This window comes from Streptomyces sp. NPDC059003 (assembly GCF_042740445.1).
GTDB lineage: Bacteria > Actinomycetota > Actinomycetes > Streptomycetales > Streptomycetaceae > Streptomyces.
In genome coordinates this window covers 12,500-35,692 of the sequence record NZ_JBHYJH010000098.1, presented here as the reverse complement: position 1 = coordinate 35,692, position 23,193 = coordinate 12,500, and the positions used below count along the sequence as shown (strand labels likewise).

Sequence of the window (23,193 nt, the reverse complement as noted above, 5' to 3'; positions counted from 1 at the left end):
ACGCGACGACCTTCAGGACCTGGTCCTTCAGCTCCTCGGCGGTGGCCGGGCGCGGGAGCTTGCCCGCGTCGTCGGCCTGGAGGGCGTCCTGCCAGGTGGGGCGCTCGTAGGGGCGGTGGTAGACCGGGCCCTCGTGCGCGACCGTGCGCGGCGGGACGTCGACGATCTGCTCGCCGTGCCAGAAGATCTCCAGGCGCTCGCCGTCCGTCACCTCACCGATGACGGTCGCGATGACGTCCCACTTCTCGCAGATCTCCAGGAACCGCTCGACCTTGTCCGGCTCGACGATCGCGCACATGCGTTCCTGCGACTCGCTCATGAGGATCTCCTCAGGAGACAGGGTCGCGTCGCGCAGCGGAACCGTGTCCAGCTCCACGCGCATGCCGCCCGAACCGGCCGACGCCAGCTCGCTGGTGGCGCAGGAGAGCCCGGCGCCGCCGAGGTCCTGGATGCCCGCGACCAGCTGCTCCTTGAAGATCTCCAGGGTGCACTCGATGAGCAGCTTCTCCTGGAAGGGGTCGCCGACCTGCACGGCCGGACGCTTGGCCGGACCCGTCGACTCGAAGGTCTCGCTCGCGAGCACGGACACGCCGCCGATGCCGTCGCCGCCCGTGCGGGCGCCGTACAGGATGACCTTGTTGCCCGCGCCGGACGCCGCTACGGCCTCGACATCGCCGACTGAGACCGTGAAGTCTTTGAGCGTGGCCACTGATCGGGTGAGGGCGACGGTGTCCGCAACGCGCGAGGCTCCTGTGCCGTTGAGGGAGGTGTTCGAAGTTCCAACTCACCGGCACAGGAGTCTCGTTAGCTCCCTCTCCTGCCGCGCTTGACCTGCCTCACGCCTTGGTCGAGTGGGGCACCATACTCATCGTCACCCGCGAAGGTGACCGCCGCTGCACGCTCCCGCCGCACCATCGTGCCCTGATCGGCCTGGTGTATCTGCGCATGACACCCTCGCGCAGGGCGCTGTCGGCTTCGGCATCGTCGTCGGCACCGCGCACGCCTACACCACGGCGGGTCATCGATCGGCTCACCGACCATGCGCCCAGCCTTCTGCGTACCCCTCGCGAAGCCGACACCGACTACGTCCTGCTGGAGGCAGCCTGGCGGAGTGCGACCGGGTTGGTCGGCCGGGCCGACTGCCCCCACCAGCACCGTCGGCACGAGGTAGACGCGCAGGTGGTGACCTGCCGGATGGCTGCTGTGGATCTCGCCCACGTTGCCTAGCCGTGCCCACGACCTGACTGTGGCCCGCGCCCACCGGATCATCCGGATCTGCGAGCGCCAGGGCATCCCGGTGCTCGCCGACCGCGCCTGCCGGGACGGCTGGGCCGTGGGTGACGAAACCGGTCAGACGCCCACCGGGCGGTGACCTGTCGCTGACCCAGCGCACGGTCAACCATGCGCTCTCGGTGGCACGGGCGCCGGTGGAACAGGGCGTGGCCCGCCTGAAGTCCTGGCGCGTCTTCCGCAGAGCCTGCTGCAGCCCGAGTCGAATGTCGTCAATCGCCGCGGCTGTCCCCACACTGGAGCGGCACCGCTGAAAGCGCCCGATAGGTCTGCGCTCAGCTTCGCCTGCACTCGACGCCCCATAGATTCTCGCCACCTTGACAGGGTCTGATCTGTCCGACATGCCACCTGCCCCCACCAGCACGAGCATCACAGGCATCGCTTCAGTGTCAAGGCATCACCCGTAAACCCCAAACCGCACATAATGCGCACACGCAAACTGCAGGTGAGGACCCCTTCACGACCGGTTCAAGGATCGCAGCACGCTCAACATGACACATCATGGACAACACGTTGAACCGACGGTCAGGCACAAACAGCCGAGCCATCCATTGTTCTTGGCGTCAAGGATCAACGAGACATTCCCCGACCTGAGGCATGCCAGTTGGCGAGCGGCCTGGTCAGCTCGCCGACGCAGCCAGCCCTCGCTACAGCACGTACTGCAGTCAGCGCTGGCCAGCAACGACCACAAGCAGCTACGCGAGCCAGGGCTGACATCAGTGCTGACAGCCACTGCGGTGGGTACGCATGGGTCACGCCGGTCCCACATGACCCTACGCGGCAGCTCGCACCACGAATCAGTGCAGGTCGCAGCAACTTTCCTCCAAGATGGAGATGTCGCTGCATCCTCGTGTTCCTGGTGAGGTGTCTGCGCTCGGCCCCTGTATCCGACTACTCAAACGGGCTCAACCTGCGGCACCAAGCTGTATCGACGTCATCCGGACGAGCACCACCCCGATTTTCCCGGTCACGGGGCGGGATCGACAGAGCCCCGGATGACTACTCAACCTCCCATCGCGCCGTTGCGGCTTGCGCGGACCATCGCCACCAGCTGCCTCGACCGTTCGGCACCGATCCGTAGCTCTTTGCGCAGGGTTTCAGCCGAGACCGGCCGCTGATGTAGCTCTCGATGCCGGGTGTCCACACGCCGGGCACGTTCTAACAGCGGGTTCCCGTCAGCGATATCTGCGTCGTCCGGCTTCTCCTCGGCAGGGCGCTTGGAGTCACCACGGGATCGGTCGGCGAGAAGTTCGACCGCAAGCAACAGGGCCACGGGCGGCCAACCGGCCACAAACACCGGCTTCCACGCCACCGCAGGAGCCGCGGCGATATTCGCCGCCAGAGAGACCCCAATCCCGAGCAGAAACGCCAGCCACACCACCCACCGCCCCCGACGGCCACGGGGCTGCTTCAGAACGCCGACTGTCGCCAGGAGGAGCAGGCCGTCGACCGACAACGGCCACAGCATCGCGCTCGTTCGGTCCGCGCCGCCCTGCAGCGCAAACTCGCACTGATGGACGTACGAGGCGTACGCCGCAACCCCAGCCACGACCACCGCCCCAACGCGCCGAACCCACACATCCGAACCGGCACCCATCCGCACGACGGTCCGTCTCACCGGCCCGCCCTCCCCCGCGCCGTAGGGAAGAAGCTCCCCTCGACAACAAGCTTCCCTACCAAAAGCCCCAGGTCAGACCGTCCACCTTCTGCGGCGCGCCCCGCCCCCGACACCAAAAGCCCCCGGCCGGTGCCGGCGCGCTGCTGCCCGACAGGGCCTGCCCGGCGGGGTGTTGCCCCGCCGGGCAGCAGGTCACGACTTGCGGGTGCTGCGGGTCTTGCTGACCCGGAAGTTGGCCATCATGCCCATCGCCGCATGGTCGATCATGTGGCAGTGGTACACATACGTGCCCTCGTAGCCGGTGAACGTCGCCTGTAGCTTCACCGTCTCCCCCGCGTTCAGTGGCACGGTGTCCTTCAGCCCGGTCTCGGGCCCGGAGGTGACCGGTGTGCCGTTGCGTTCCAGGACCCGGAACTGCACCAGGTGCAGATGGATGTTGTGCGGGGCCCTGGTGCTGGCGTTCCGCACCGTCCAGATCTCCGTGGCCCCGTACTCGATCTCGGTGTCGATCCGGTTCATGTCGAAGGTCTTGCCGTTGATGTAGGCGTCCATGGTCTGGCCGGACTCGTCCATGGACAGCTCGAAACTGCGCTGGACGGTGGCCTTGCCCAGGGCGGGCAGCGTACGCAGCACCGCCGGCACGGTGGAGGTGTCCGGCGCCGGGTCGGTGACGCGGAACTGCAGCACCCTGCCGACCTGGTCGACCGGGTCGCCCGGTCGCGGCGGCCGGGTGTTGTTCAGCACCAGCCGGGTGCCCGCGGCATAGCGGGAGAAGTCCACGACGACATCGGCGCGCTCCCCGGGCGAGAGCGCCACCGAGGTCACCTCCAGGGGCTTCTCCAGCAGCCCGCCGTCGGTGCCGATCAGCGTGAAGGGCGCCTTGTCCGACAGCTGCAGCGCGTAAAAACGCATGTTGGAGGTGTTGAACAGGCGGAAGCGGTACTTGCGGGCGGCGACCTCGAAGTAGGGCCAGGCCTTGCCGTTGGCCAGCAGCACCGTGCGCTTGCCGTCGTTCATCGCATACGCCAGCTGCCCGCCGTCGTCCATGCGCACATCGCGCAGCGAGATCGGCACGTCGTACTTGCCCGAAGGCAGGTTCAGGCGCTGCTCGATGGCGTCGGTGAGCAGATACAGGCCCGACAGGCCGCGGTAGACGGTCTCCGACTCCTGATGGTGGGCATGGTCGTGGAACCACAGGTTGGCGTGCGGCTGACTGTTGGGATAGGTGTAGGTCTTGCTGCCGCCGCCCGGGGCGATCAGGTCTCCGGGCGAGCCGTCGCTGGACTGCGGCACGTGTGCACCGTGCAGGTGCACCGACACCGGCACATCGAGCTCATTGGTCTGCCGCACCACCGTCCGCAGCCCCGAGACCGCCTTGATGACCGGACCGGTGAAATCCCCGCCGAACGTGCGCACCCGGGTCTTGTATCCCGGCACGATCTCCGCGTCCACCTCCTGCATGGTCAGCTCGTAGTAGACACCCGTGGTCGACACCGACGTCGGCTTCAGGGTCTCCGGCACCGGCATCGCCTGCGTGAACTGCGCGATCGTGGTCGGATCCAGATCACTGCCTGTAGCCTGCGCCCGGTTCGACAACGCCGGTACCAACAGGCCCGCACCCCCGATCGCCCCGCTCAGTGCAGCACCGCTCACCAGGACAGTCCTCCGCTGGATCATGCCAACTCCCCCAGACATACCGCGCATTGCGGCAGAAGTACGAAACACAAGTACCAAAAACGCATCCGCCGCACAGCATGCGGCCCAACCCCTCAAAAGCCCCTGGAGCCCGCCTCAAGCCCCCATCCCCACCCGGGCAAAATCCAACAGCGGACGGCACTCTGATGAGGATCTTTGAAATCGGTCGGGGGTACTCGTCGTCTCACTGGCTCCGGAGTTCAACGGAGTGGGGAGTTGCAGAGCTGAACCGCTGACGGGGTGGTCCGGGATGCGCCAGAGACCTGCCTTCTGCCAGCGGCAGAACACCGGCCCGACCGGGCTCGACGATCACTACAGTCCAGGCTCATGACGACGGTTACCACGCGCACGATCCCATACGCGGCCGACGGCCTGACGATGATCGGGCATCTCGCGCTCCCGGCCGGTGTCGACCGCCGGCCCGCGGTCCTGGTCGGGCCCGAGGGGGTGGGGCTCAGCGACGTCGAGCGTCGCCGGGCCGATGCGCTCGCCGAGCTGGGATATGTGGCGCTGGCCTTCGATCTCCACGGCGGGCGCTATGTGAGCGACCCCGAGGAGATGCTGGCCCGTTGCATGCCGCTGCTCGCCGACCCCGACCGGCTGCGAGGCATCGGCCACGCGGCACTCGACGTGCTCCGCGCCGAACCGCGGACCGATCCGGACCGGATCGCCGCCGTCGGTTACGGCACGGGGGGCGCCATCGCGCTGGAACTCGGGCGTGACGGCGTCGACCTGCGCGCGATCGCGACCGTCAACGCGCTGACCACGGGCCGACCGGGCGAGGCGGCGCGCATTCGCTGCCCGGTGTGGGTCGGGGTCGGGTCGGAAGACCCGATCATGCCGCCCGCGCAACGGGACGCATTCACCGCCGAGATGCAGGCCGCGGGCGTCGACTGGCGCCTCGTGGTCTACGGCGGCGCCTTGCATGCCTTCCATCACCCACCGGTCGACCACACTGCGCTCCCCGGGGTCGGCTACCACCCGCAGCACGCGCAGCGAGCTTGGCGGGACGTCGTCGACCTGCTCGCCGAGTGCCTGCCCATAACGGAGTGATCTGGTCGGCAACCACGATCCCGGACCGCAAACCAAGCCGGTCGACCGGGGCTTTCCGGCAAAGCAGCGTTCTCATCTCGTCCGACCGATCCGCAGTCGGGCACTGAAGGTGACGAGGCCCGGGTTGGCGGCGCTGGCGGTCGTAAGCGACCTGCGCGAGCACTGGGCGCCTGCGTCGGCGGAAGAGTTGGAGCGCTGGGAAACCCCGGCCGAGCGTCTCGCCAAGAGCTCGTTACACGATCATGATCGGTGCTTCTTGAGGCGTCTCCAGCACCCATGAGGGCCGGGGCTGTCAAGGTGCACGGCAACCCGGCCCGGCGTGTGTCCCAAGGATCCGCGCCGAGGCGATTGACGTTGTGGACAGGGATGTTGAGGCCGTGGTCCCCCAGTCGTGGTCGTGCGGAGGGGGGCTCGCACGCACCCATTCGATCCTGGTCGGCTGGGCCGGATCATGCCCTTCGATCGGGGGCCGGGCTGCTCATTCAGATGATCGAGCGCGGCGGGGCCGGTTCATGCTGGAGGGCGAGCTCGCCCGGGGCTTGTCCCCCTGTCCTTGGGAGTGATCGTCATGCCGTGGCGCATGGCTCCTTTGGCTGTTGGATCGCATCGAGTTCGCGCAGCACGTGATAGGCGTGCGTGAGGAGCTTGCGGGCAACCGCGATGGTGGCGATCTTCCTGCCCCGGCGGTGTGCGATCTGTTCGAAGCAGGCCGCATAGCGTGGTGTCCGGTTGGCGGTCTGCGCAGCCTGGTTCACGATCCAGTGCGGCCACGGATCCCCCTGCTTGGTGATGGGTCCATCGCGCACGGTGCGGTCCGAGCCGCGCACCGTGGGAGTGAGCCCGGCCCAGGAGGCGAGCTTGCGAGCCGAGGCAAACCGGCGGATGTCGCCGACCTCCGCCAGGATGACCAGTGCGGTGAGCGGGCCGATGCCGGACAGTGCGGTCAGGGCCTTGACCCGCGGATCCGCCTTTGCGACCTGGGCGATCTTCCGGTCGAGGTCGGCGACCTGGCGGTCCATGCCCGTGATCACCTCCCGCAGGGCGCGCAGCCGAGCCATCTAGGCGGCGGGCAGCGGCAGTTCGCCAAGGAAGGCGTCGCCGGCGACGCCGAACAGGTCGCTCATCGGCACGGCGATGCCCCGCTTGGCCAGCACCGCATGGGCCTGGTTGCGGCAGCTGGCGCGAAGGGCGACGGGCCTGTGCCGGCCCCGTACCAGCTCGCGGAGTTCACGGGTGTCTCACGGGGCGATCCACGCCTTCGGCGCTGGCCCCGCCTCGGCGATCTCCCTCATAAGCCGGACCGGATCGTTGGCGAACCGCACCATCTTGCCCAGTCGCTGCCCGTCCGGCGCGAGCCGCACCAGCACCGAGCGGCGCCGGTGCAGGTCCAGTCCGACCCATTGCGGGCCGTCGTACGGTGAATTCATCGAGGGCTTCAGTGGTCGGACGGGCCTGAACTCGCCGAGCCGACACTCCGCAGGCGCACGGGATCGACGTCATCGCCCCGCCCCCCGACGCAGCCGCCGGGCTCGGCCCGGCTTCGGCTTCCCGGACCGGTCGTCGCGGCAGAGCAGCTCATCGACCGGCAGCGAGGGTCGTGAGGAGCTGGGCAGGCGCGTCCATGAAGTCGTAGTGGCCGCCCTCGACGACGCGGATCTCGACCGAGTCGGCGCAGCGGCGCCAGCCCTGGAGGTCCGCCAGGCTCACATCGGTGTCCTCGCTCCAGTGCAGGACGGTGATCGGGCAGTCGATACGGGCGGGTTCGGTGCGCCGGTAGGCTCCGGCGGCGGCGTGGTCGCGGAGCAGCACGAACATGCCCATGTCGATCATGTCGGGGCGGGGATCGATGCCCCGGCTGCGCAGGAACGTGACGAGTTCGGCGCGCAGTTCGTCCTCGCCCAGGGTAAGCATCCGGTCTCGGGAAGCCTCGTGCGGGGCGGGTTGGCCGGACACGAAAAGGCGTTGGGGGGTGGGCAGGCCGGCGGCGGCCAGCCTCAGCACGCTCTCGTAGGCGGGCAGGGCGCCCGCGCAGTGCCCGAAGAACGCGAACGGCGTGTCCAGCAGCGGGGTGAGGGCCTCGACGAGCTGCTCGGCGAGGTTCTCGTAACTGGCGTAGTGGGGGTGGGCGAGGCGGTTCTCCCGGCCGGGGAACTGCACCGGGCAGATCTCGGCGTCGCCTGCCGTGGCGGGCCAGGCGCCGAACGCGGAGGCGCCGGAGCCGGAGAAGGGGAAGCAGAACAGGCGGGCGGACGCACCGGCGGCGGGCGGCCGGACGAACCACGGCGAGACGAGGGAGGGTCCGGACGTCATGGGGTGTGCCGTTTCTGGGCGGTGATGGGCAGGTGGGTCATGCCGGCGATGAAGTAGGAGCGCAGGTGCTCCGGTTCGCCGGCCAGGTCGAGGGAGCCGAACCGGTGAAGGAGTTCCTCGAAGAAGACGCGCAGGGTCAGGCGGGCCAGCGGGGCGCCGATGCAGAAGTGCGGGCCGAATCCGAAGGCGATCTGCCGCTTGGCGTTGGGGCGAGTGATGTCGAAGGTGTGCGGGGCGGCGAACAGGGCGGCGTCCCGGTTGGCCGAGCCGATCCACGCGACGACCGCCGCACCGGCCGGGATGACGCCGCCCGCGACGGGGACGTCGGTCGCGGCGTAGCGCATGAAGTTGCAGGCGGCCGAGGTCCAGCGCAGCCCTTCCTCGACCAGGTTGGGGATCAGGTCCGGGTCGGCCTGGGCCTTGCCGTATTGTTCGGGCCGCTCGATGAGGGCCTGCACAGTGCCGGAGACGGTGTGCGGGGTCGTCACGTTGGCGCCCAGCAGGATGCTGTAGCCGTCGAGGGCGATCTCCTGGTCGCTCAGCGGCACCCCTCCGGGGCGCACGCTCATCAGGTGATGGAGCAGGCTGTCGTCCTCGGCTCCGGAGCGGCGGCGGTCCTTGACCCACTCGGTGACGTATCCGACGAGTTCGTGGTGGGAGATCGCCAGAGTGGCGGCTTCGCTGCCGAGCTGGAAGTGCGGGTCGGAGGGGGCCGCCACCATGGCGGTGAGCTGGACGAGTTCTTCCCAGTCCTTCTCGGGGATGCCCAGCAGCGGGCCGGTGACGATCGCCGGGAGGAGCAGGGCCTTCTCGGCCAGGTCGAACACCTCGCCGTCCAGGGCCGGCTCCAGGAAGCGGGTCACCGACCGGCGGATCGAATCCTCCCAGGACCTGACCGCGCGGGCGGTGAGCCTGGAACCCAGCGGCCTGCGGACCTCGGTGTGCCGGGGCGGGTCGGTGGAGGTGAGCAGCACACCGGCGGCGACGTCGTCCTGGCCGAGGTGGGTGGGCACGGTGCCGCGTTCGGAGGTGAACTCGCGGTGGTCGCTCAGGACGCGGCACACGTCCTCGTAGCGGGTGACCGACCAGAACTCGCGTCCGTCGGGCAGGACCTGGTGGTGCAAGGGCGCCTCGGCGCGCATCACGTCCCAGACGGGGTGCGGGTCACCCGTGCCGTAGAGGTCGAGGTCGAAGAGGTCGACGGTGTCGAGGTCGATGTCGCGCGCGGGGCCCGGCGTCAGTCTCATGTGCCGGACCTCCCCCGCTCGATCAGCCCGGCGACGCGAGCCGGGGTCTGCGCCAGGTAGAAGTCGCGGACGGAGAGCCGGACGCCGTAGTCGCGTGCCACCCGTTCGATGATCTCGATGCCGGTCAGGGAGTTGCCACCGAGGGCGAAGAAGTCATCTTCTGCCCCGGCCTCGGGGCGGTTGAGGAGTTCCCCCCACAGCGCGGCGATCTCGTCCACCAGCGGCACCGGGCGGCCCGATGGCGCGTCATGGCGTCGTGCGGTCTCATCCTGTCCACCTCGCGGGTGGATCACCTGCGGCGCCGGTTCCATGGTCAGTGCTTCCTTTCTCCGCCGAACGGGAGTTCCCGCTCGGTTCCGTGCACGCGAATGTGATGGAGCGTCATTTACAGCGTGGCCGACAGGGATTGGTCTGCACCCGGCCCACGACAAAGAAGGGAGTACGCCCTCGGCGGGTACGCGCGCGTCGTTCGGCATCCGTCGGCAGCCCCGTCACAGGACCGTGCCCGCCGGAGGCAGGACGCCCGCGACGCCCTCACGGATCCGCCCGCCCACGCAGGACCGCCATAGCCGCCGGCCAGAACCGCGCGGGTTGCGCGGGAGCCCGACCCCGCGACGACGACGCGGCACTCGATGCGACAGCCGACCGGTCGGCATTTCACCACCGGCTTCGGTGCCCCGGCCACGGTCGCCATACTGCCGGAGAGGGCCGAGTGGCACGTGCTCGCGTGAAGAGAACAGTGGCCACGAACACGCCCGCGGAATTCATCATTTCTCCCAGAACTCAGAGTGAGGAATGCCGGAAAGGTTCGGACCGGCGCGGTCCGGCCGTTCCCTTTCCGCTGCTCCAGGATGCCGAGCGTCCGTTCCTGTTTCCACGGACGGAACCATTCACCAAGTTCCCCGACACCAAAGCGGGGGGTGAACGAAACGGCCACAGGACCTTAAAGATCACCATACGGACGATCAGGGCTGTCCGGGGCCCTGCCGCCGCGGGGGCAGGCGGCGCGGGGCCGAAGGCGTACCCCACCGCGTCCGACAGCCCCGACGGGTACGTGTCAGCCCCGGCTCACCGAGGGCTCCTGGAACATCTCCCGGAGTTTCGCCCGGTCGATCTTCCCGTTCCGCGTCGACGGGAGCTCCTCCAGTTCGACAAAGTGCCGGGGGACCATGAACCGGGGCAGACCGGAGGCACACGAACGGATCAGGTCGTCCCGATAGACCTCCGCGCCCGACGCGCGCGTGTAGTACGCCGCCAGCTGCGTGGACGCGGCGACCTTGACCCCGACGACCGCGGCCCGGCGGACACCGGCGACCTGGGCGATCACGGACTCCACCTCCCCCGGCTCGACCCGGTAGCCGTTCACCTTGAGCTGGTCGTCGAGCCGGGAGACGAAGTGGAAGTCGGCCCCGTCGAACGTGACCAGGTCTCCGCTGAAATAGCAGCGCCGCATGCGGCCGTCCCGGTGTTCGACCTCCCTGAACTTCTTCGCGGTGAGCACGTCGTCACCGGCGTACCCGACCCCGACGCAGTTCCCGGCGATGACCAGCTCCCGGGTCTCACCGACCGTGAACGGGCGCAGCCGTCCGTCCACGAGGCACAGCAGCTCCGCGTCGACGACGGCGGTGCCGATGGGCGGCCGGTCGGGCCACTCGGCGACGTCGCCCGTCAGGCGGTACTGAGTGACCACATGGGTCTCGCTCGGCCCGTACTGGTTCACCAGCGTCAGGTCGCCGTCGGCACAGAACTTCCGAACCTCCTCGTTGATCACCAGCTGTTCACCGGCCACCGAGATCTCCCGCAGACTCGGGGTTCCCACGCCGGCGACACACGCGGCGGCGGCCAGTCCGTGCAGTCCGACCACCGGCTGGAAGAGCCGGGCGACATCGTGCTCGCGAATGATGTCGACCAACGTGAAGGGATCCAGCCTGTCCTGATCGTTCACCACGATCAGGCTCGCACCGGCCAGCCAGGTCGCCACCGTGTCCTCGTACACCATGTCGAACCCGATGGACGACATGTGCAGGGTGTTCGGCGGCCGGTCATGGCTCCACCGCCGTACATGCCAGTTGCCCAGGTCCGCGAGAACGACCGGCGGCACCGCGACGGCCTTGGGTTCGCCTGTCGACCCGGAGGTAGGGATGACATAGCAGAGCGGCCCGGTCGCGACCTCGTCCCGTCGCGTTCCCCGAATCGATCGGAAGGTGTGCTCCGCGACACCCGCCCCGACCGGTGGGCACTCCTCGGCCCGAAGGACCATGGCGCAGCCGGCGCTGCTCACCAGCTTGCCGGTCCAGGCGGGCGGCATGGCCGGGTCGATGGACAGGACGCCGGCTCCGACACGCCACACACCCAGCACCGCCGCGCAACGGGACCACGAACGAGTCGCATGTACGTCGACGACGTCCCCGGGGCCGATGCCGTGTGCGGCGAGGCCGCCGGCGATCTCGGCCGACACCTCGTCGAGTTCGGCGTAGGTATGGGCGACGCCGTTGTCGATGACCGCGACCGCGTCCCGGTGCCGGGCGATGGAGTCGATCAGCATCCGGATCAGTGAGGCATCGAGGTCGCTCATGCGATCAGACCTCCGTCGACGAGTTCCAGCGGCCGGTAGTCACGCGACGCCACGAATTCCGGACGCGGGCGGGGCACTTCGCGCAACTCGTTGTCGACACTGTTGTAGCTGACGAATGCCATAGTCCGGTCCATCGGCGCCATGTTCGCACCGGAGCCGTGCGCGATGCAGGGGTGGAAGAACACCAGGCTTCCGGCGCGTCCGACAATGGACCGGATCTCCGACTCCGCGGCCACCTTGGCCATCTGTTCGGCGTCCAGCGCGAACTTCAGCTTCGCCGAAAGGTCTGCCTCCCACTGCGACGTGCCTTCGGGCTCGGGACTCCACGGGGCTATAGCGCCGTTTCGATGCGATCCGGGAACGACCAGCAGCGGACCGTTGTGCTCGGTCGCGTCATCCAGCAGCAGCGCGACGTTGACCGCCCGCGGCTCCGGCATGCCGTCCTTGGGCCCCCAGACACTGTAGTCCTGGTGCCATTGCCACACTTCTCCGCGAAGCGCCTTCTTGGCGTTGACCTTGCACTGGAACACATGCACCTTGCTGTCAAGGAGCTGCTCCGCCGCGGTCAGCAGCTCGGGCAGCCGCACCAGCCTGGAGAACAGCGCGCCCGTGGTGTGGCAGCCGTGGATGCCCCGCACCGTGGTCCCGTCCTCCTCGAAGATCCGCCCAGGGTGTTCGGTCCCGTAGAGATCCGTCACCTCACGTCGCAGAGCGGCGATATCGTCGGCGTCGAAGACGTCTTCGAGGAGCAGGAATCCCTCGGACCGGTATTCCGTTATCTGACTTTCGGTGAGCATAATGCGATGACCTTTCTCCTTGATTCTCCGGGATGATGCAAATCGTTACGCAGACCTGATCGGAAAGGGAAGATTCCTGTCCGGGCAGAACCTTCCCGTCCGTCGGCTGCGGCGGTGTTACGGGGCGAGGGCGGCCCGGGAGTCGATGTAGGCGGCGATCGACCCCACGGTCGGATTGAGGAACAGCTGGTCCATGGGGACCTCGGCGCCCAGTTCCTCGATGAATGCGCCCTGAATCCTGACCATGATCAGGGAATCACCGCCCAGAGCGAAAAAATCGTCGTCCGACATGATGTCGTCGCGCTGGAGTTCCCGGCGCCAGATGGCGCGAACGCGGTCGGCGGTCATCGCATTCCTCTCGTTCGTCGTCGCGGCCAAGGGCCTGGTCATGCCGCGGAGTTGCTGTCGGCGTTCCGGGTGCGGCAGATGTCCGCCAAGGCGGCGCGGTCCACTTTTCCGTGCGGGCTCAGCGGAATGCGCAGGATGTTCGTGAACCGGGACGGCAGCATGTTCCGCGGCAGAGTCCACAGCAGACGGGTGCGCAGGTCGTCCTCGGCGAGGTCCTTCCCCGAGGGGACGACGAACGCGTTCAGTTCGACTACGCCTCCGTCGTCGTGGACGGCCACCACGGCCGCATCGCTGACGCCGACCAGCCTGCCCAGAGCGCGTTCGATCTCGGTGGGATCGATCCGCATGCCCCGCACCTTGACCTGGGCGTCCATCCGCCCGGCGACGACGAGTTCACCGCTGTCGTCGATCCGGCCGCGGTCCCCCGTGCGGTACAGGCGCACCGGCGTCCCGTCCTTGTCGATGGTGGTGAACTTGGCGTTCTCGGGGCCGCCGATGCCCAGGTAGCCCGCGCCGACGCCCACCCCGGAGATGCAGATCTCGCCGTACTGGCCCGCCTCGACCTCGCGCAGTTCGGCGTCCAGGACGTGGATGGCGGTGTTGTGGACGGGCCGGCCGACCGGGGTGATGTCGTGCTCGCCGGGCCGGCAGTGGGCCAGGTCGTAGGAGGTGGCGACGTCCGTGCACTCGGCGACGCCGTACTGGTGCAGCAGGATGCAGGTGGTGTCCGGGCGGCGCGCGAACTGGGCGAGGCGTTCGCTCTTCAGCGCCTCCCCGCCGAACAGGATGTAGTCGAGCCGGGCAAGGGCGTCGCCGCCGCGCGCGCTCTCCCAGTCGACCAGGAGGTACAGCGTGCTGGAGGCACAGTGCACCACGCGGATGTCGTACTGGGTGAGCATGCGGTGGGCCAGCATGGCGTCGAAGTTGCGGCTGGCCATCAGGTGCTGGGTGGCACCGCAGAACAGTGGTGTCATCAGGGCACGCTGGGACAGGTCGAAGCCGAAGGCGGAGACGACCAGGTGGTGGGAACCGTGGTGCAGGCCGTACTCCAGCTGCAGCCAGTTCATCAGGTTGAACCAGCCCTCGTGGCGCACCGCGGTCAACTTGGGGGTTCCGGTCGAGCCGGAGGTGAACACCGCGTAGCAGAGGTCGTCCCCGGTGACGTGGACGTCGGGGACGGTCGCCGGGAGGGTCGCGAGGTGGTCTGCGAGCTGTTCGAGGTCGATGACCTCGACGCCCCCGGACTCGACCATCGCGGCCGTCGTCGAGGAAGCCACGATCAGGGCGAGGCCCGGCACCTGCGCGAGCAACAGCCGCAGGCGGGCCGCGGGGTAGGCGGGGTCGAAGGGCACGTAGGCCGCGCCGGCCTTCAGTGTGCCGAGGATGGCGACGATCATGTCGATCGAGTAGTCGAGACAGACGCCGACCTTCGCGCCCCGGCCGTGGCCGCGTGCGGTGAGCAGGTGCGCGAACCGGTTGGCCCGCGCGTCGACTTCGGCGTACGTCACCTGCTGGCCGGACCACACTACGGCGACGGCGTCGGGAGTGGCCCGCACGTGCTCCTCGAAGCGGCGGTGGACGACGGGCGAGGACGGAAGGGCCACCCGTTTTCCCTCAAGGATCATCAACTGACTCCGATGTACGAGGCGTTCGGTGGGACGGACCATCGCGGCAGCGGGGTGGAGAGGTCGCCCGGGGCACACCGGACCTCCGGTCTGTTCTCATGCCTCCGGCGAGGTCCCGCGGGAAGGGCAGCCCCGGCTTCCGCTCCGTGGCGCGCCGAGGAGCTGGGCGGTGGCCGCCGTCGTGGATCCGGGCCGAGCCGCCCGGGCACCGCGGGGGCCCGATGCGGGACCCCCACCCGGCCTGACAGGACGTCAGGCCGGCGCAGGAGCGGCGGTCGGTCCGCCGCGCGGCCTCGCGCACGCTCCGTGGCGCAGGTCGGTCCGGTTGGGCTCAACGTGCTCCAGGCACTCGGCGGTCTCAGATGTGCTGCCGCATCGGGGTGAAGTCGACCAGGACCACCGCACGCTCGCCCGTCTCCGGGCCGTCCCCCCGCCTGATGGGGGAGACGTAGTGGCTGACCTTCTCGTCGGTGACGCCGTAGGACTCCAGCGGCTTGGCCAGTTCGAACTCGGCCAACGTCTCTCCCTCGGGGACGTCCTCGGGCAGCTTGCCCCGGTACTTCGGCGGCGCGATCACGTTCGAGCCGCCGACGACGTTGGTGCGATAGACCAGGTGCGCGAAGACGAACGGTTCGCCGTCCTGATGGAGCTCGTTGGGCGAGGAGATGGCCTCGCTCCCGGAGTCGTCCACCGCCAGCTTGATCAGATGCACCCCGACGTGCAGCGGGAACGCCGCGTCGCTACGCGACCATCGCGTCTGGGCGAAGTCGAAGGAGAGGATCTCGCGGATGATCGGGTTGTTCCGGGCCGTCTCGCTCATGGCGGGCAGCTTGCGGAGCACGCCGACGTAGTCGGGGTTGTGGTCGGCCTGCCAGTAGCCGTTCATCCAGCCGCTCTCGCCGAGGTGCGTGTCCGGTATCCAGCTGAACTCCCGCGACCAGGGGAGGAAGATTCCGCGGGCGTAGCGGCGGTTGCGCCCTTCCTCCGTCGCGTACGGGTCCGGTGGCAGGTCGACGAACTCGGCGCGGAGGCTCTGGAAGGACGCGTCGGTCTCGGCTATCCCGAACTCCTCGGCGAGGTCCCAGCGGGCATATCCGTTCTCGACTAGGGCAGGCGTTTCGGTCAGTGTCTGCATGGCTGTCCCCAAGCGGTGGTCGTGATGGGTGGGTGGTGGTGGCTGACGGTTCGGACCGTCAGACCGTGGAGGGCCGGAGCGCCGGGCGGCGGACCACCTGGCGCCGGCGCCCGCGCCGGGTGGAGAGCTCCACGCGCGGGTCGTCGTCGAAGAGGTCGAGGCGGAGCAGGCGTTCCTCGCTCCAGCCGAGCAGCCGGAACTCGCCGGCGCCCAGGTGTAGCAGTTCCACGGGCGCGCGCCCTTCGACGCGCAGGACCAGGCCGCCGTCCTCGGCGGTCACTTCGGCGGCGAGGTCGCTCTCGTGGTCGTCGGCCACGGGTTCTCCCCACTCCATGAAGGACAACGGCACCGCGAAGCTGCAGCTGAACTCGGTGAGTTCACGCGGCGTGAGCGGCAGCACAGGGCGGTAGTAGGCGATGTCACTGGTGGGCAGGTCCGCTCGGAAGCTGTCCGGGAACAGGGCCAGCAGCCTGTCGTTGGTGGCGCAGTCCGCGACCAGGTGGATCCGGGTGCGGTCCCCGGCGTTCCGCAGGGCATGCGGTCGTTCGAAGTCGGCGTACCAGAGCGTGCCTGGCTGCCAGCGCTGCTCGACCCCGTCCAGCACCATGACCGCCCCGGGGTTGGTGACCAGCGGGATGTGCAGCCGTACGTAGCCGTAGGGGAGCCCGAGCGGGGTGTCCAAGTGCTCCTCGACAGACACACCGGGGGCCAGGGCCATCAGGCGGACGCTGCGCAGTTCGGTGCCCAGTTCGAACAGGATCTGACTGAGGTAGGGCGCCCTCGCCATCAGGGGCGTGTCGGCGAACTCGTCACGTCCCGGGCCACCGGGGTCGGTCCGCTGGAGGTCTCCGCCCGGCGCACGCAGGGAGAGAACCTGCCAGTCCACATCGGATTCCTCTCCGACGGCGCCGTCCTCGAAGGACCGCTGCAATGCCCAGAATTCGGAACCGCTGAGCGCCGCGAGATCTGCCTCCAACCGATCGATATCGAGGTCGTCCCGTAGCATCACCGTGGCCGGAAGGTTTTTCAAGGAGCTTATCTCTTGCATGGAGTCCTCGCTTAGATGAGCTTCGATGAGCGTTGCTCCGCTTTTCCTCGCCGAGGAAATCTTACTTCTCCGTCGCGTCAGAAAAAGTGTCTGCCGAGGGGGAGGAGCGGCCAGGACACTTCAGGCCACAGCCTTTTCCGTCTCGGCCGCAAGAAGGGAACGATCGGATTCGGGGAAATCACGCAGTTTCCGTATCGGGCTGCACAGCAGAATGGTCGTTGCCAGTGTGTGCAGGCCGGCCATCATCCACATCGTTTCCCGAACACCGGACAACTCACCGAGGATGCCGCCGAGCAGTCCTCCGACGGCGATGGCGCCGAAGCTGATCACGGCCGCGCTGGCGCTGATGCGCCCGATCAGGTCGGGTGGGCAGTACCGCTGGCGGAAGGTGTCGGTGATGATGTTCGCCACGACCACACCCGCGCCGACACCGACACCGCCGACGACGAAGAACGCGAGGCCGGCCCCCGGACCAGTGAGCGGAAAGAGCAAGGTGAAGGGCGCGGCAGCGCCCAGACAGATCACCACGGCCCGCGCGCTGCCGTATCGCTGAGACACATGGTGTGACAGCAGCACACCGAGGATGCCGCCGAGGCCGCACAACGTCAGCACCACACCGACCACGGCCTCGCCGGCCCCGACTGTCCGCGCCAGGAAAGCCACTTCGATCGAGCTCATGCCGGTCAACGCGATGTTGGACACCGCGCTGAATACCGCGAGTGTGCGCAGAATGCGATCCCGAAAAAGGAATCTCAGGCCGTCGCGGACTTCGGTGCGCAATCGGTGCCGCCGGACCTCCGGGGGCGGCGACGGGGGCGGCTCGGTGATCCGGATCGCCCGCAGGCTGGCCCAGGACACCAGGAAACTCAGCGCGTTGGCCAGCAGTCCGGCGACGGCGCCGAAAGCCTGGACCAGAATTCCGGCCAGACCGGGGCCGATGACCTCGGCCGTCGACTCACTTCCCTGCAACCGCGCGTTGCCGGTCAGCAGTTCCGTGTCGGAGAGCAGTGTCGGCAAATAGGCACGTTGTGCGGTGGTGAAGAAGACGCTGGCGCAGCCGCAGATGAAGGCGGCCGCGAGCAGATGCGGAATGGTGAGTACGTCTGCCCAGGCCGCGATCGGAACGCTGACGAAGGCGACGAAGGAAACGGCGTCGGAGACCAGCATCACCGGTCGGCGGGGAAGGCGGTCCACCCAGGCGCCCGCGGGCAGACCGAGCAGCAGCCACGGCAGATAGGCGACGGATGTCAGCAGTCCGACGACGAAGGTGCCCGCGTGCAGGGTGAGGACGGCGACGAACGGCAGCGCCACCACGGCGATCCCGTTGCCGAGCAGACTCACGGTCTCCCCGAACCAGAACAACCGGAACTCGCGCCCTCTCACCGTGCCCTGTCCGGCTTTGCCGCTCACCGCTCCACCGCCGTGGGCCGAGGGGTGTCCAGCAGGGCGAGCTTCCGGGCGACGACGGCGCCGATTCGCGACATCGGCTCCACCTGGGCGATCTCACCGTGGGCGCAGTCGATGTCGTGCACCTCAAGCGTTCCGGTCACGTGATCGCGCCAGGATTCCGGTGCGGGGGCGTCCGCCGGCCTCCCCTCCGTGGCGGACATGAACACCATGTCCCCCCGGTACGCCCGGGGCCGGAGTTCCTGGTAGATCCGGTCGTTGTCCACGAACACCCGGGACAGCGCGGCGGCTTCCTCACGCGTCAGCCATTCGAGCGTGCTGCCGGGCCGGCGGATCGTCCGCTCGTAGTCGTCGAAGCCGAGCGGTTCCCCGCCGCGTGCGGGAAGGTCGTATCCCAAGGATTCGAGGAGTTCGGTGAACGTCTCCGGACTGCCGTCTTCGAGCGGGCGGTAGCCGGGAACCGAGTCGGGCGGGTAGCCGTCAAGCAGTACGAGCAGGTCGACCTCGTCTCCGTCGGCCTGGAGGTCGGTGGCCACGAGGTGGGCGAGCACAGCGCCGAAGGACCATCCGATCAGCCGGTAGGGCCCTTGGGGCTGGACGGAGCGGATCTGCTCCACGTAGTCCTCGACCATCCCGCGCCAGGTTCCGCCGCATGCCTTCGCGTCGGTGAGGCCCCTGGCCTGCAGGCCGTACACCGGATAGTCGGCGTCGATGTGGCCCAGCAGTCCCGCGTAGCCCCAGCTAATCCCGGCGGCCGGATGCAGACAGAACAGAGCGGGCCGGTCGCCTCCTGTCCGCAGGGGGAGCAGGGGCGCCAGCGGGTCGTGCCGCGCGCCCGCGCCAAGGCGGTCCGCCAGGTCGGCGGCGGTGGGCGCCTGGAACAGGTCCACGAGGGTGAGTCGGCCGCCGAGCACCGTTCGTACCCGGGAGAGCAGCCTGACGGCCAGCAGTGAGTGTCCGCCCAGTTCGAAGAAGCTCTCCTCGGCTCCGACCCGGCTGAGCCCCAGGACCTGCGCGAACAGGTCGCAGAGCACCTCCTCGTAGGGTCCGCGCGGACCACGCGAGGCCGGACGGTGCGCGAAGTCCGGGGGCGGCAGCGCGTCCCGGTCGAGCTTCCCGTTGGGCGTCATCGGCAGCCGGCCCATCGGCTGGAAGAACGACGGGATCATGTGGTCGGGCAGGATCGAGGCCAGCCGGTTGCGCAGCTCGCGCGGGTCGAACCCGTGGTCCGCGGCCGACTGTACGTAGCCCACGAGCCGCTTGCCGCCCGCCGCGTCCTCGCACACGGCCACGGCGGCCTGCGCCACCCCGGGGCAGCCGGCCAGCGCGGCCTCCACCTCGCCGAGCTCGATCCGGAAGCCCCTCACCTTGACCTGATCGTCGACGCGGCCCAGATAGTCCAGCCTGCCCTGGCGGTCCCACCGGACCAGGTCACCGGTGCGGTACATGCGGCTGCCCGCCTCCCCCTCCGCCACGAAGGGGCACGCCACGAACCGTTCGGCGGTCGCGGCCGGACGGTTCAGATAGCCGCGGGCCACACCGGGGCCGGTCACGTACAACTCGCCCGGCACACCCGGCGCGACGGGTCGCAACCGCTCGTCGAGCACGAAGACCCTGGTATTCCCGATCGGCCTGCCGATCAGCGGGTGCGGGCTGTCCGCGGCGTCCCACCACAGCGCGTCCAGGGTGCACTCCGTGGGACCGTAGAGGTTGTGGCAGAGCGTGCCGGACGCCTCCCGGATACGCGTCCACAGCGACTGCCCGGCGGCTTCCCCACCGAGCAGCAGCACCAGCGGCGCCCGTGTCCCGGACAGCAGGCCCTCGTCGAGCAGGTGCTCCGCGTAGGTGGGGGTGACGTCGAGGACGTCGACCTCGACGTCCCTGACGTAGGCGGTCAACGCGACGGCGTCGCGCCGGACGTCGTCGCGGACGACATGGAGTTCATGACCCGCCAGCATCCAGAACAGCGCCTCCCACGAGGTGTCGAACGACAGCGAGGCGGTGACGGCGGACCTCAGCCGCCGGCCCGCCGCGGCCTCGGTGCGCGCGATCAGACCCGCGCGGTGGAAGGCGTACAAATTGCTGAGGGCCGAGTGCGGCGTCACCACACCCTTGGGCCGGCCGGTGGATCCGGAGGTGTAGATGACGTACGCGGCGCTGTCCGGCAGTACACGGCACTTCAGGTCGGCCACAGGGCCGGACGGAGTCCCTATCCGGTCGGCGAACACCGCGGGCAGCTCGCCGAACCCGTGCGCCGCCGCGGTCTCGGTGTCCGTGACGACGGCGACCGGTGCGGCGTCGCGCAGCATGTGCTCGATGCGGTCCGGCGGGTATTCGAGGTCGACGTGCAGGTAGGCCGCACCCGTCTTCAGTACCGCCAGCATCGCAACGACGGACTCTGCCGACCGGGGCAGGGCCAGGGCGACCAGCCGCTCCGCCCGGGCCCCCCGACCGCGCAGACGACGTGCGAGCACGTTGGCACGGGCGTTGAGTTCGGCGAACGTGAGTCTCGTGCTCCCGCACACCACCGCGGTCGCTCGCGGTGTTCGCGCGGCCTGCGCCTCGAACAGCTCCGGCACGGTGGCCTGCGACACGGGCCGGGCGGTGTCGTTCCACGCGACGAGGGCCTGGTGCCGGTGCTCGGCGGAGAGAGGGTCGGCGTCGCCGACGGGGCGCCGCGGGGCCGACACGAGTTGCCGCATCAGTCTGGGCAGGGCATCGGCGATGTGGTCGACCGTGGCCCGGTCGAACAGGCCGGTCGCGTATTCGAGGGAACCGTCGATGCCGGCTGCTTCCCCGTCCGGCGTGCGATGCTCCCGGAAGTCGAAGGACAGGTCGAACTTCGCGACCTCCCAGTCCAATGGCTCCTCGGTACAGGTCAGGCCCGGCAACGAGAGCGTCTCCGCCTCTCCCGCGGACAGGGTGAGCATGACCTGGAAGAGCGGATGCCGTGCCAGTGACCGTTCCGGGTTCAGGTCCTCGACCAGCCGCTCGAAAGGTACGTCCTGGTGGTCCAAGGCGGCGACATCGGCGTCCCGCACCCGGTGCAGCAGCTCGCTGAACGTCGGATCACCGGACACGTCGCTGCGCAGGACCAGGGTGTTCACGAAGAATCCGACGACGCCCTCCAGCGCGTCGTCCAGACGCCCCGCCACCGCGGTGCCGATAGGAATGTCCGTACCGGCCCCCAGCCGGGACAGCAGCACCGCGAGCCCGGCCTGGAGCACCATGAAGGTGGTGCACCCGTGGTCGGCCGCGACCGCGAGCAGGCGGCGATGCAGATCGCCGTCGAGCTTCAGCGGTACGCAGTCGCCACGGTGGTCGGCGATCGCGGGGCGCGACCGGTCGAACGGCAGGTCCAGCTCGGCGGGCAGCCCGGCCAGCTGCTCCCTCCAGAAGGACAGCTGTGCCGAGAGCAGGCTCGCCGGGTCGTCCTCCTCCCCCAGCAGGTCACGCTGCCATACGGCGTAGTCCCGGTAGCTCACCGGAATCGGCGGCCACTGGGGTGACCCGCCCGCGGCCCTGGCGCGGTACGCCGTGGCCAGGTCGGTGAGCAGGGGCTGCCAGGACCCCTCGTCGCAGGCGATGTGGTGGAGCACCAGCGCCAGCACGTGTTCCCGCGAGGCCGGCGCGAACAACGTAGCCCGGACCGGGAGATCAGCCGTGAGGTCGAAGCCGCGGTCGACGGCGGCGGACAGCAGGGCGGTGAGCCCGTCCTCCTCGCACGCGACCACCTCCAGCTCGGGCGGCCGGGCGGCCACGCGCTGCACGGGTTCGCCCTCGACAGCGGGGTACACCGTGCGCAGCACTTCGTGCCGGTCTGCCAGGTCGACGAGCGCCGCGGCCAGGGCGGCGCGGTCCAGGTCGCCTCTCATCCGGACGACGAGCGGGCAGTTGTAGACCCCCGAACCGCCGTTCACGCGGTTCAGGAACCACAGCCTTCGCTGGGCGTAGGACACGGGGGCCACGGAAACTCCTCAGGAAGCAGAGCCGGTTGGGGCGAAAGTGGTCGAAGCGATCCGGCTCGGGAGGGACTGCCAGATCTCCGGGGTGTAGGAGTGGCCGCCGCCGAGCACGTCGTACCGGTACGCACCGGAGGTCAGGGCGCTCCATCGAGCGGCCGCGTCGGGGCTGATCAACGGATCGTCGGCACCGAAGAACACCTGAAGCGGCACGCTCACCTCGGCGCCGCCGTAGACGAAGGTGTTGCGGACGTCGACGTCGGCCCGTATCAGCTCCAGCGCCACCTCGGTCAGGCCCGCGTGTTCACGCACGTGCTGGGGCAGCAGGCCGTGGGTTTCGAGCCACTCCAGGAGTCGCTCGTCCGGGTCCTGGGGTGTAGGAAGGAGTTCGCTGTCGGTGAGCCCGCGGTCCGGGGCGTTGCAGGAGGACAGGACCAGTGCTTGGGGCCTCAGCACCTCGTCGCCGTCGAGCCGGGCGGCCACGTCGAAGGCCATCCAGCCGCTCATGCTGTGCCCGAAGAGGATGTACGGGCCGAGTTCGGCTTCGCGCAGTGATCGTGCGACGTCGGTGGCCAGTTCGTCCCAGTCACGGGCGAAGTCCTCGGCGAACCGGCCCTCCCTGCCGGGGTAGCAGACCACGACCAGGTCCGTCTCCGCGGGCATGTGCGCGGTCCACGGCTGGTACGCGGCCGTACCACCGCCGAAGAAGCTCAGGCCGACCAGGGTCCGCCGGGCGTGCGGCGTCCGGTGCAGGGGCACCAGCGTGGTGTCCCGTGGGCCGCTCACTGCGACGTCCCGCTGAACGTCGGCCCGCTGTCAGCGGTCTCGTTCGCGTCCGGCTGCCGGTCCCCGTCCATCGTGGCCGCCAGACTGGCCGGCCGCATGTCCGTCCAGTTCTTCTCGACATGGGCCAGGCACGCGGTCCGCGTGTCCGCTCCGAAGACGGTGGACCAGCCGGCGGGCACGTCGATGGTCGCGGGCCACAGGGAGTGCTGCCGCTCCGCATTGGCCAGGACGAGATAGGAGCCGTCTTCGTCGTCGAACGGATTGTTCACGGAATTGTCCTTTCGAGGTGGTCAGGTC

Annotated in this window: 18 protein-coding genes and 2 pseudogenes; 2 read left to right on the top strand and 18 right to left on the bottom strand. The window is 69.1% G+C overall.

What is annotated here, in order from left to right:
* Nucleotides 1–658 (bottom strand): annotated as a pseudogene (locus tag ACFWZ5_RS29055) (AIR synthase-related protein); the annotation flags it as partial.
* Between the two features lie 173 nt (nucleotides 659–831).
* Between ACFWZ5_RS29055 and ACFWZ5_RS29050 the strand changes: the two are divergent.
* Nucleotides 832–1,544: pseudogene (locus tag ACFWZ5_RS29050) on the top strand (transposase family protein).
* A 749-nt stretch (nucleotides 1,545–2,293) separates the two neighbouring features.
* On the opposite strand, the gene ACFWZ5_RS29045 reads toward ACFWZ5_RS29050, so the two are convergent.
* Together ACFWZ5_RS29045 and ACFWZ5_RS29040 are read right to left on the bottom strand one after the other, a co-directional pair.
* Nucleotides 2,294–2,908, bottom strand: coding sequence for a DUF2637 domain-containing protein (locus ACFWZ5_RS29045; RefSeq protein WP_384795216.1), 615 nt, complete (start codon nucleotides 2,906–2,908; stop codon nucleotides 2,294–2,296).
* A gap of 192 nt (nucleotides 2,909–3,100) precedes the next feature.
* Entirely contained in the window at nucleotides 3,101–4,561 is a 1,461-nt protein-coding gene (locus tag ACFWZ5_RS29040) for a multicopper oxidase family protein (protein ID WP_384795214.1), read from the bottom strand.
* 369 nt (nucleotides 4,562–4,930) lie between these two features.
* Between ACFWZ5_RS29040 and ACFWZ5_RS29035 the strand changes: the two genes are divergently transcribed.
* Entirely contained in the window at nucleotides 4,931–5,656 is a 726-nt protein-coding gene (locus tag ACFWZ5_RS29035; RefSeq protein ID WP_384795212.1) for a dienelactone hydrolase family protein, read from the top strand.
* 566 nt (nucleotides 5,657–6,222) lie between these two features.
* Here ACFWZ5_RS29035 and ACFWZ5_RS29030 read toward each other — a convergent pair.
* The 15 genes from ACFWZ5_RS29030 to ACFWZ5_RS28960 form a co-directional block, all read right to left on the bottom strand.
* Nucleotides 6,223–6,675, bottom strand: coding sequence for a transposase (locus tag ACFWZ5_RS29030; protein ID WP_384795210.1), 453 nt, complete (start codon nucleotides 6,673–6,675; stop codon nucleotides 6,223–6,225).
* Between the two features lie 219 nt (nucleotides 6,676–6,894).
* A complete protein-coding gene (locus tag ACFWZ5_RS29025) occupies nucleotides 6,895–7,083 on the bottom strand; it encodes a hypothetical protein (RefSeq protein ID WP_384795208.1) in 189 nt (62 codons plus the stop codon).
* Nucleotides 7,084–7,231: 148 nt separating this feature from the next.
* Nucleotides 7,232–7,966: a thioesterase II family protein gene (locus tag ACFWZ5_RS29020; RefSeq protein ID WP_384795206.1), complete on the bottom strand. Its 735-nt coding sequence runs from the start codon at nucleotides 7,964–7,966 to the stop codon at nucleotides 7,232–7,234.
* The gene (locus tag ACFWZ5_RS29015; protein WP_384795204.1) at nucleotides 7,963–9,213 is read right to left on the bottom strand and encodes a cytochrome P450; all 1,251 of its coding nucleotides are present in this window, start codon (nucleotides 9,211–9,213) and stop codon (nucleotides 7,963–7,965) included. The genes ACFWZ5_RS29020 and ACFWZ5_RS29015 overlap by 4 nt, the downstream gene beginning before the upstream one ends.
* Nucleotides 9,210–9,524, bottom strand: coding sequence for an acyl carrier protein (locus ACFWZ5_RS29010; protein ID WP_384795202.1), 315 nt, complete (start codon nucleotides 9,522–9,524; stop codon nucleotides 9,210–9,212). The genes ACFWZ5_RS29015 and ACFWZ5_RS29010 overlap by 4 nt, the downstream gene beginning before the upstream one ends.
* A gap of 746 nt (nucleotides 9,525–10,270) precedes the next feature.
* Entirely contained in the window at nucleotides 10,271–11,788 is a 1,518-nt protein-coding gene (locus tag ACFWZ5_RS29005) for an AMP-binding protein (protein WP_384795200.1), read from the bottom strand.
* The gene (locus ACFWZ5_RS29000) at nucleotides 11,785–12,585 is read right to left on the bottom strand and encodes a phytanoyl-CoA dioxygenase family protein (RefSeq protein ID WP_384795198.1); all 801 of its coding nucleotides are present in this window, start codon (nucleotides 12,583–12,585) and stop codon (nucleotides 11,785–11,787) included. The genes ACFWZ5_RS29005 and ACFWZ5_RS29000 overlap by 4 nt, the downstream gene beginning before the upstream one ends.
* A gap of 117 nt (nucleotides 12,586–12,702) precedes the next feature.
* A complete protein-coding gene (locus tag ACFWZ5_RS28995; protein ID WP_384795196.1) occupies nucleotides 12,703–12,975 on the bottom strand; it encodes an acyl carrier protein in 273 nt (90 codons plus the stop codon).
* On the bottom strand, nucleotides 12,972–14,537 hold the full coding sequence (locus ACFWZ5_RS28990) for an amino acid adenylation domain-containing protein (RefSeq protein WP_384795194.1): 1,566 nt from the start codon (nucleotides 14,535–14,537) through the stop codon (nucleotides 12,972–12,974). The genes ACFWZ5_RS28995 and ACFWZ5_RS28990 overlap by 4 nt, the downstream gene beginning before the upstream one ends.
* Before the next feature lie 379 nt (nucleotides 14,538–14,916).
* A complete protein-coding gene (locus ACFWZ5_RS28985; protein WP_384795192.1) occupies nucleotides 14,917–15,693 on the bottom strand; it encodes a 2OG-Fe dioxygenase family protein in 777 nt (258 codons plus the stop codon).
* Nucleotides 15,694–15,751: 58 nt separating this feature from the next.
* Nucleotides 15,752–16,699 (bottom strand): aspartyl/asparaginyl beta-hydroxylase domain-containing protein, encoded by a 948-nt coding sequence (locus tag ACFWZ5_RS28980; protein ID WP_384795218.1) that lies wholly within the window; start codon nucleotides 16,697–16,699, stop codon nucleotides 15,752–15,754.
* A gap of 162 nt (nucleotides 16,700–16,861) precedes the next feature.
* Nucleotides 16,862–18,151, bottom strand: a complete 1,290-nt coding sequence (locus ACFWZ5_RS28975; protein ID WP_384795190.1) for an MFS transporter — start codon at nucleotides 18,149–18,151, stop codon at nucleotides 16,862–16,864.
* Nucleotides 18,148–22,116, bottom strand: a complete 3,969-nt coding sequence (locus ACFWZ5_RS28970; protein ID WP_384795188.1) for an amino acid adenylation domain-containing protein — start codon at nucleotides 22,114–22,116, stop codon at nucleotides 18,148–18,150. The genes ACFWZ5_RS28975 and ACFWZ5_RS28970 overlap by 4 nt, the downstream gene beginning before the upstream one ends.
* Nucleotides 22,117–22,125: 9 nt before the next feature.
* Nucleotides 22,126–22,896 (bottom strand): thioesterase II family protein, encoded by a 771-nt coding sequence (locus tag ACFWZ5_RS28965; protein WP_384795186.1) that lies wholly within the window; start codon nucleotides 22,894–22,896, stop codon nucleotides 22,126–22,128.
* Nucleotides 22,893–23,165: an MbtH family protein gene (locus ACFWZ5_RS28960; RefSeq protein WP_384795184.1), complete on the bottom strand. Its 273-nt coding sequence runs from the start codon at nucleotides 23,163–23,165 to the stop codon at nucleotides 22,893–22,895. Before ACFWZ5_RS28960 ends, ACFWZ5_RS28965 begins: the two co-directional genes overlap by 4 nt.
* Nucleotides 23,166–23,193 lie beyond the last annotated feature (28 nt).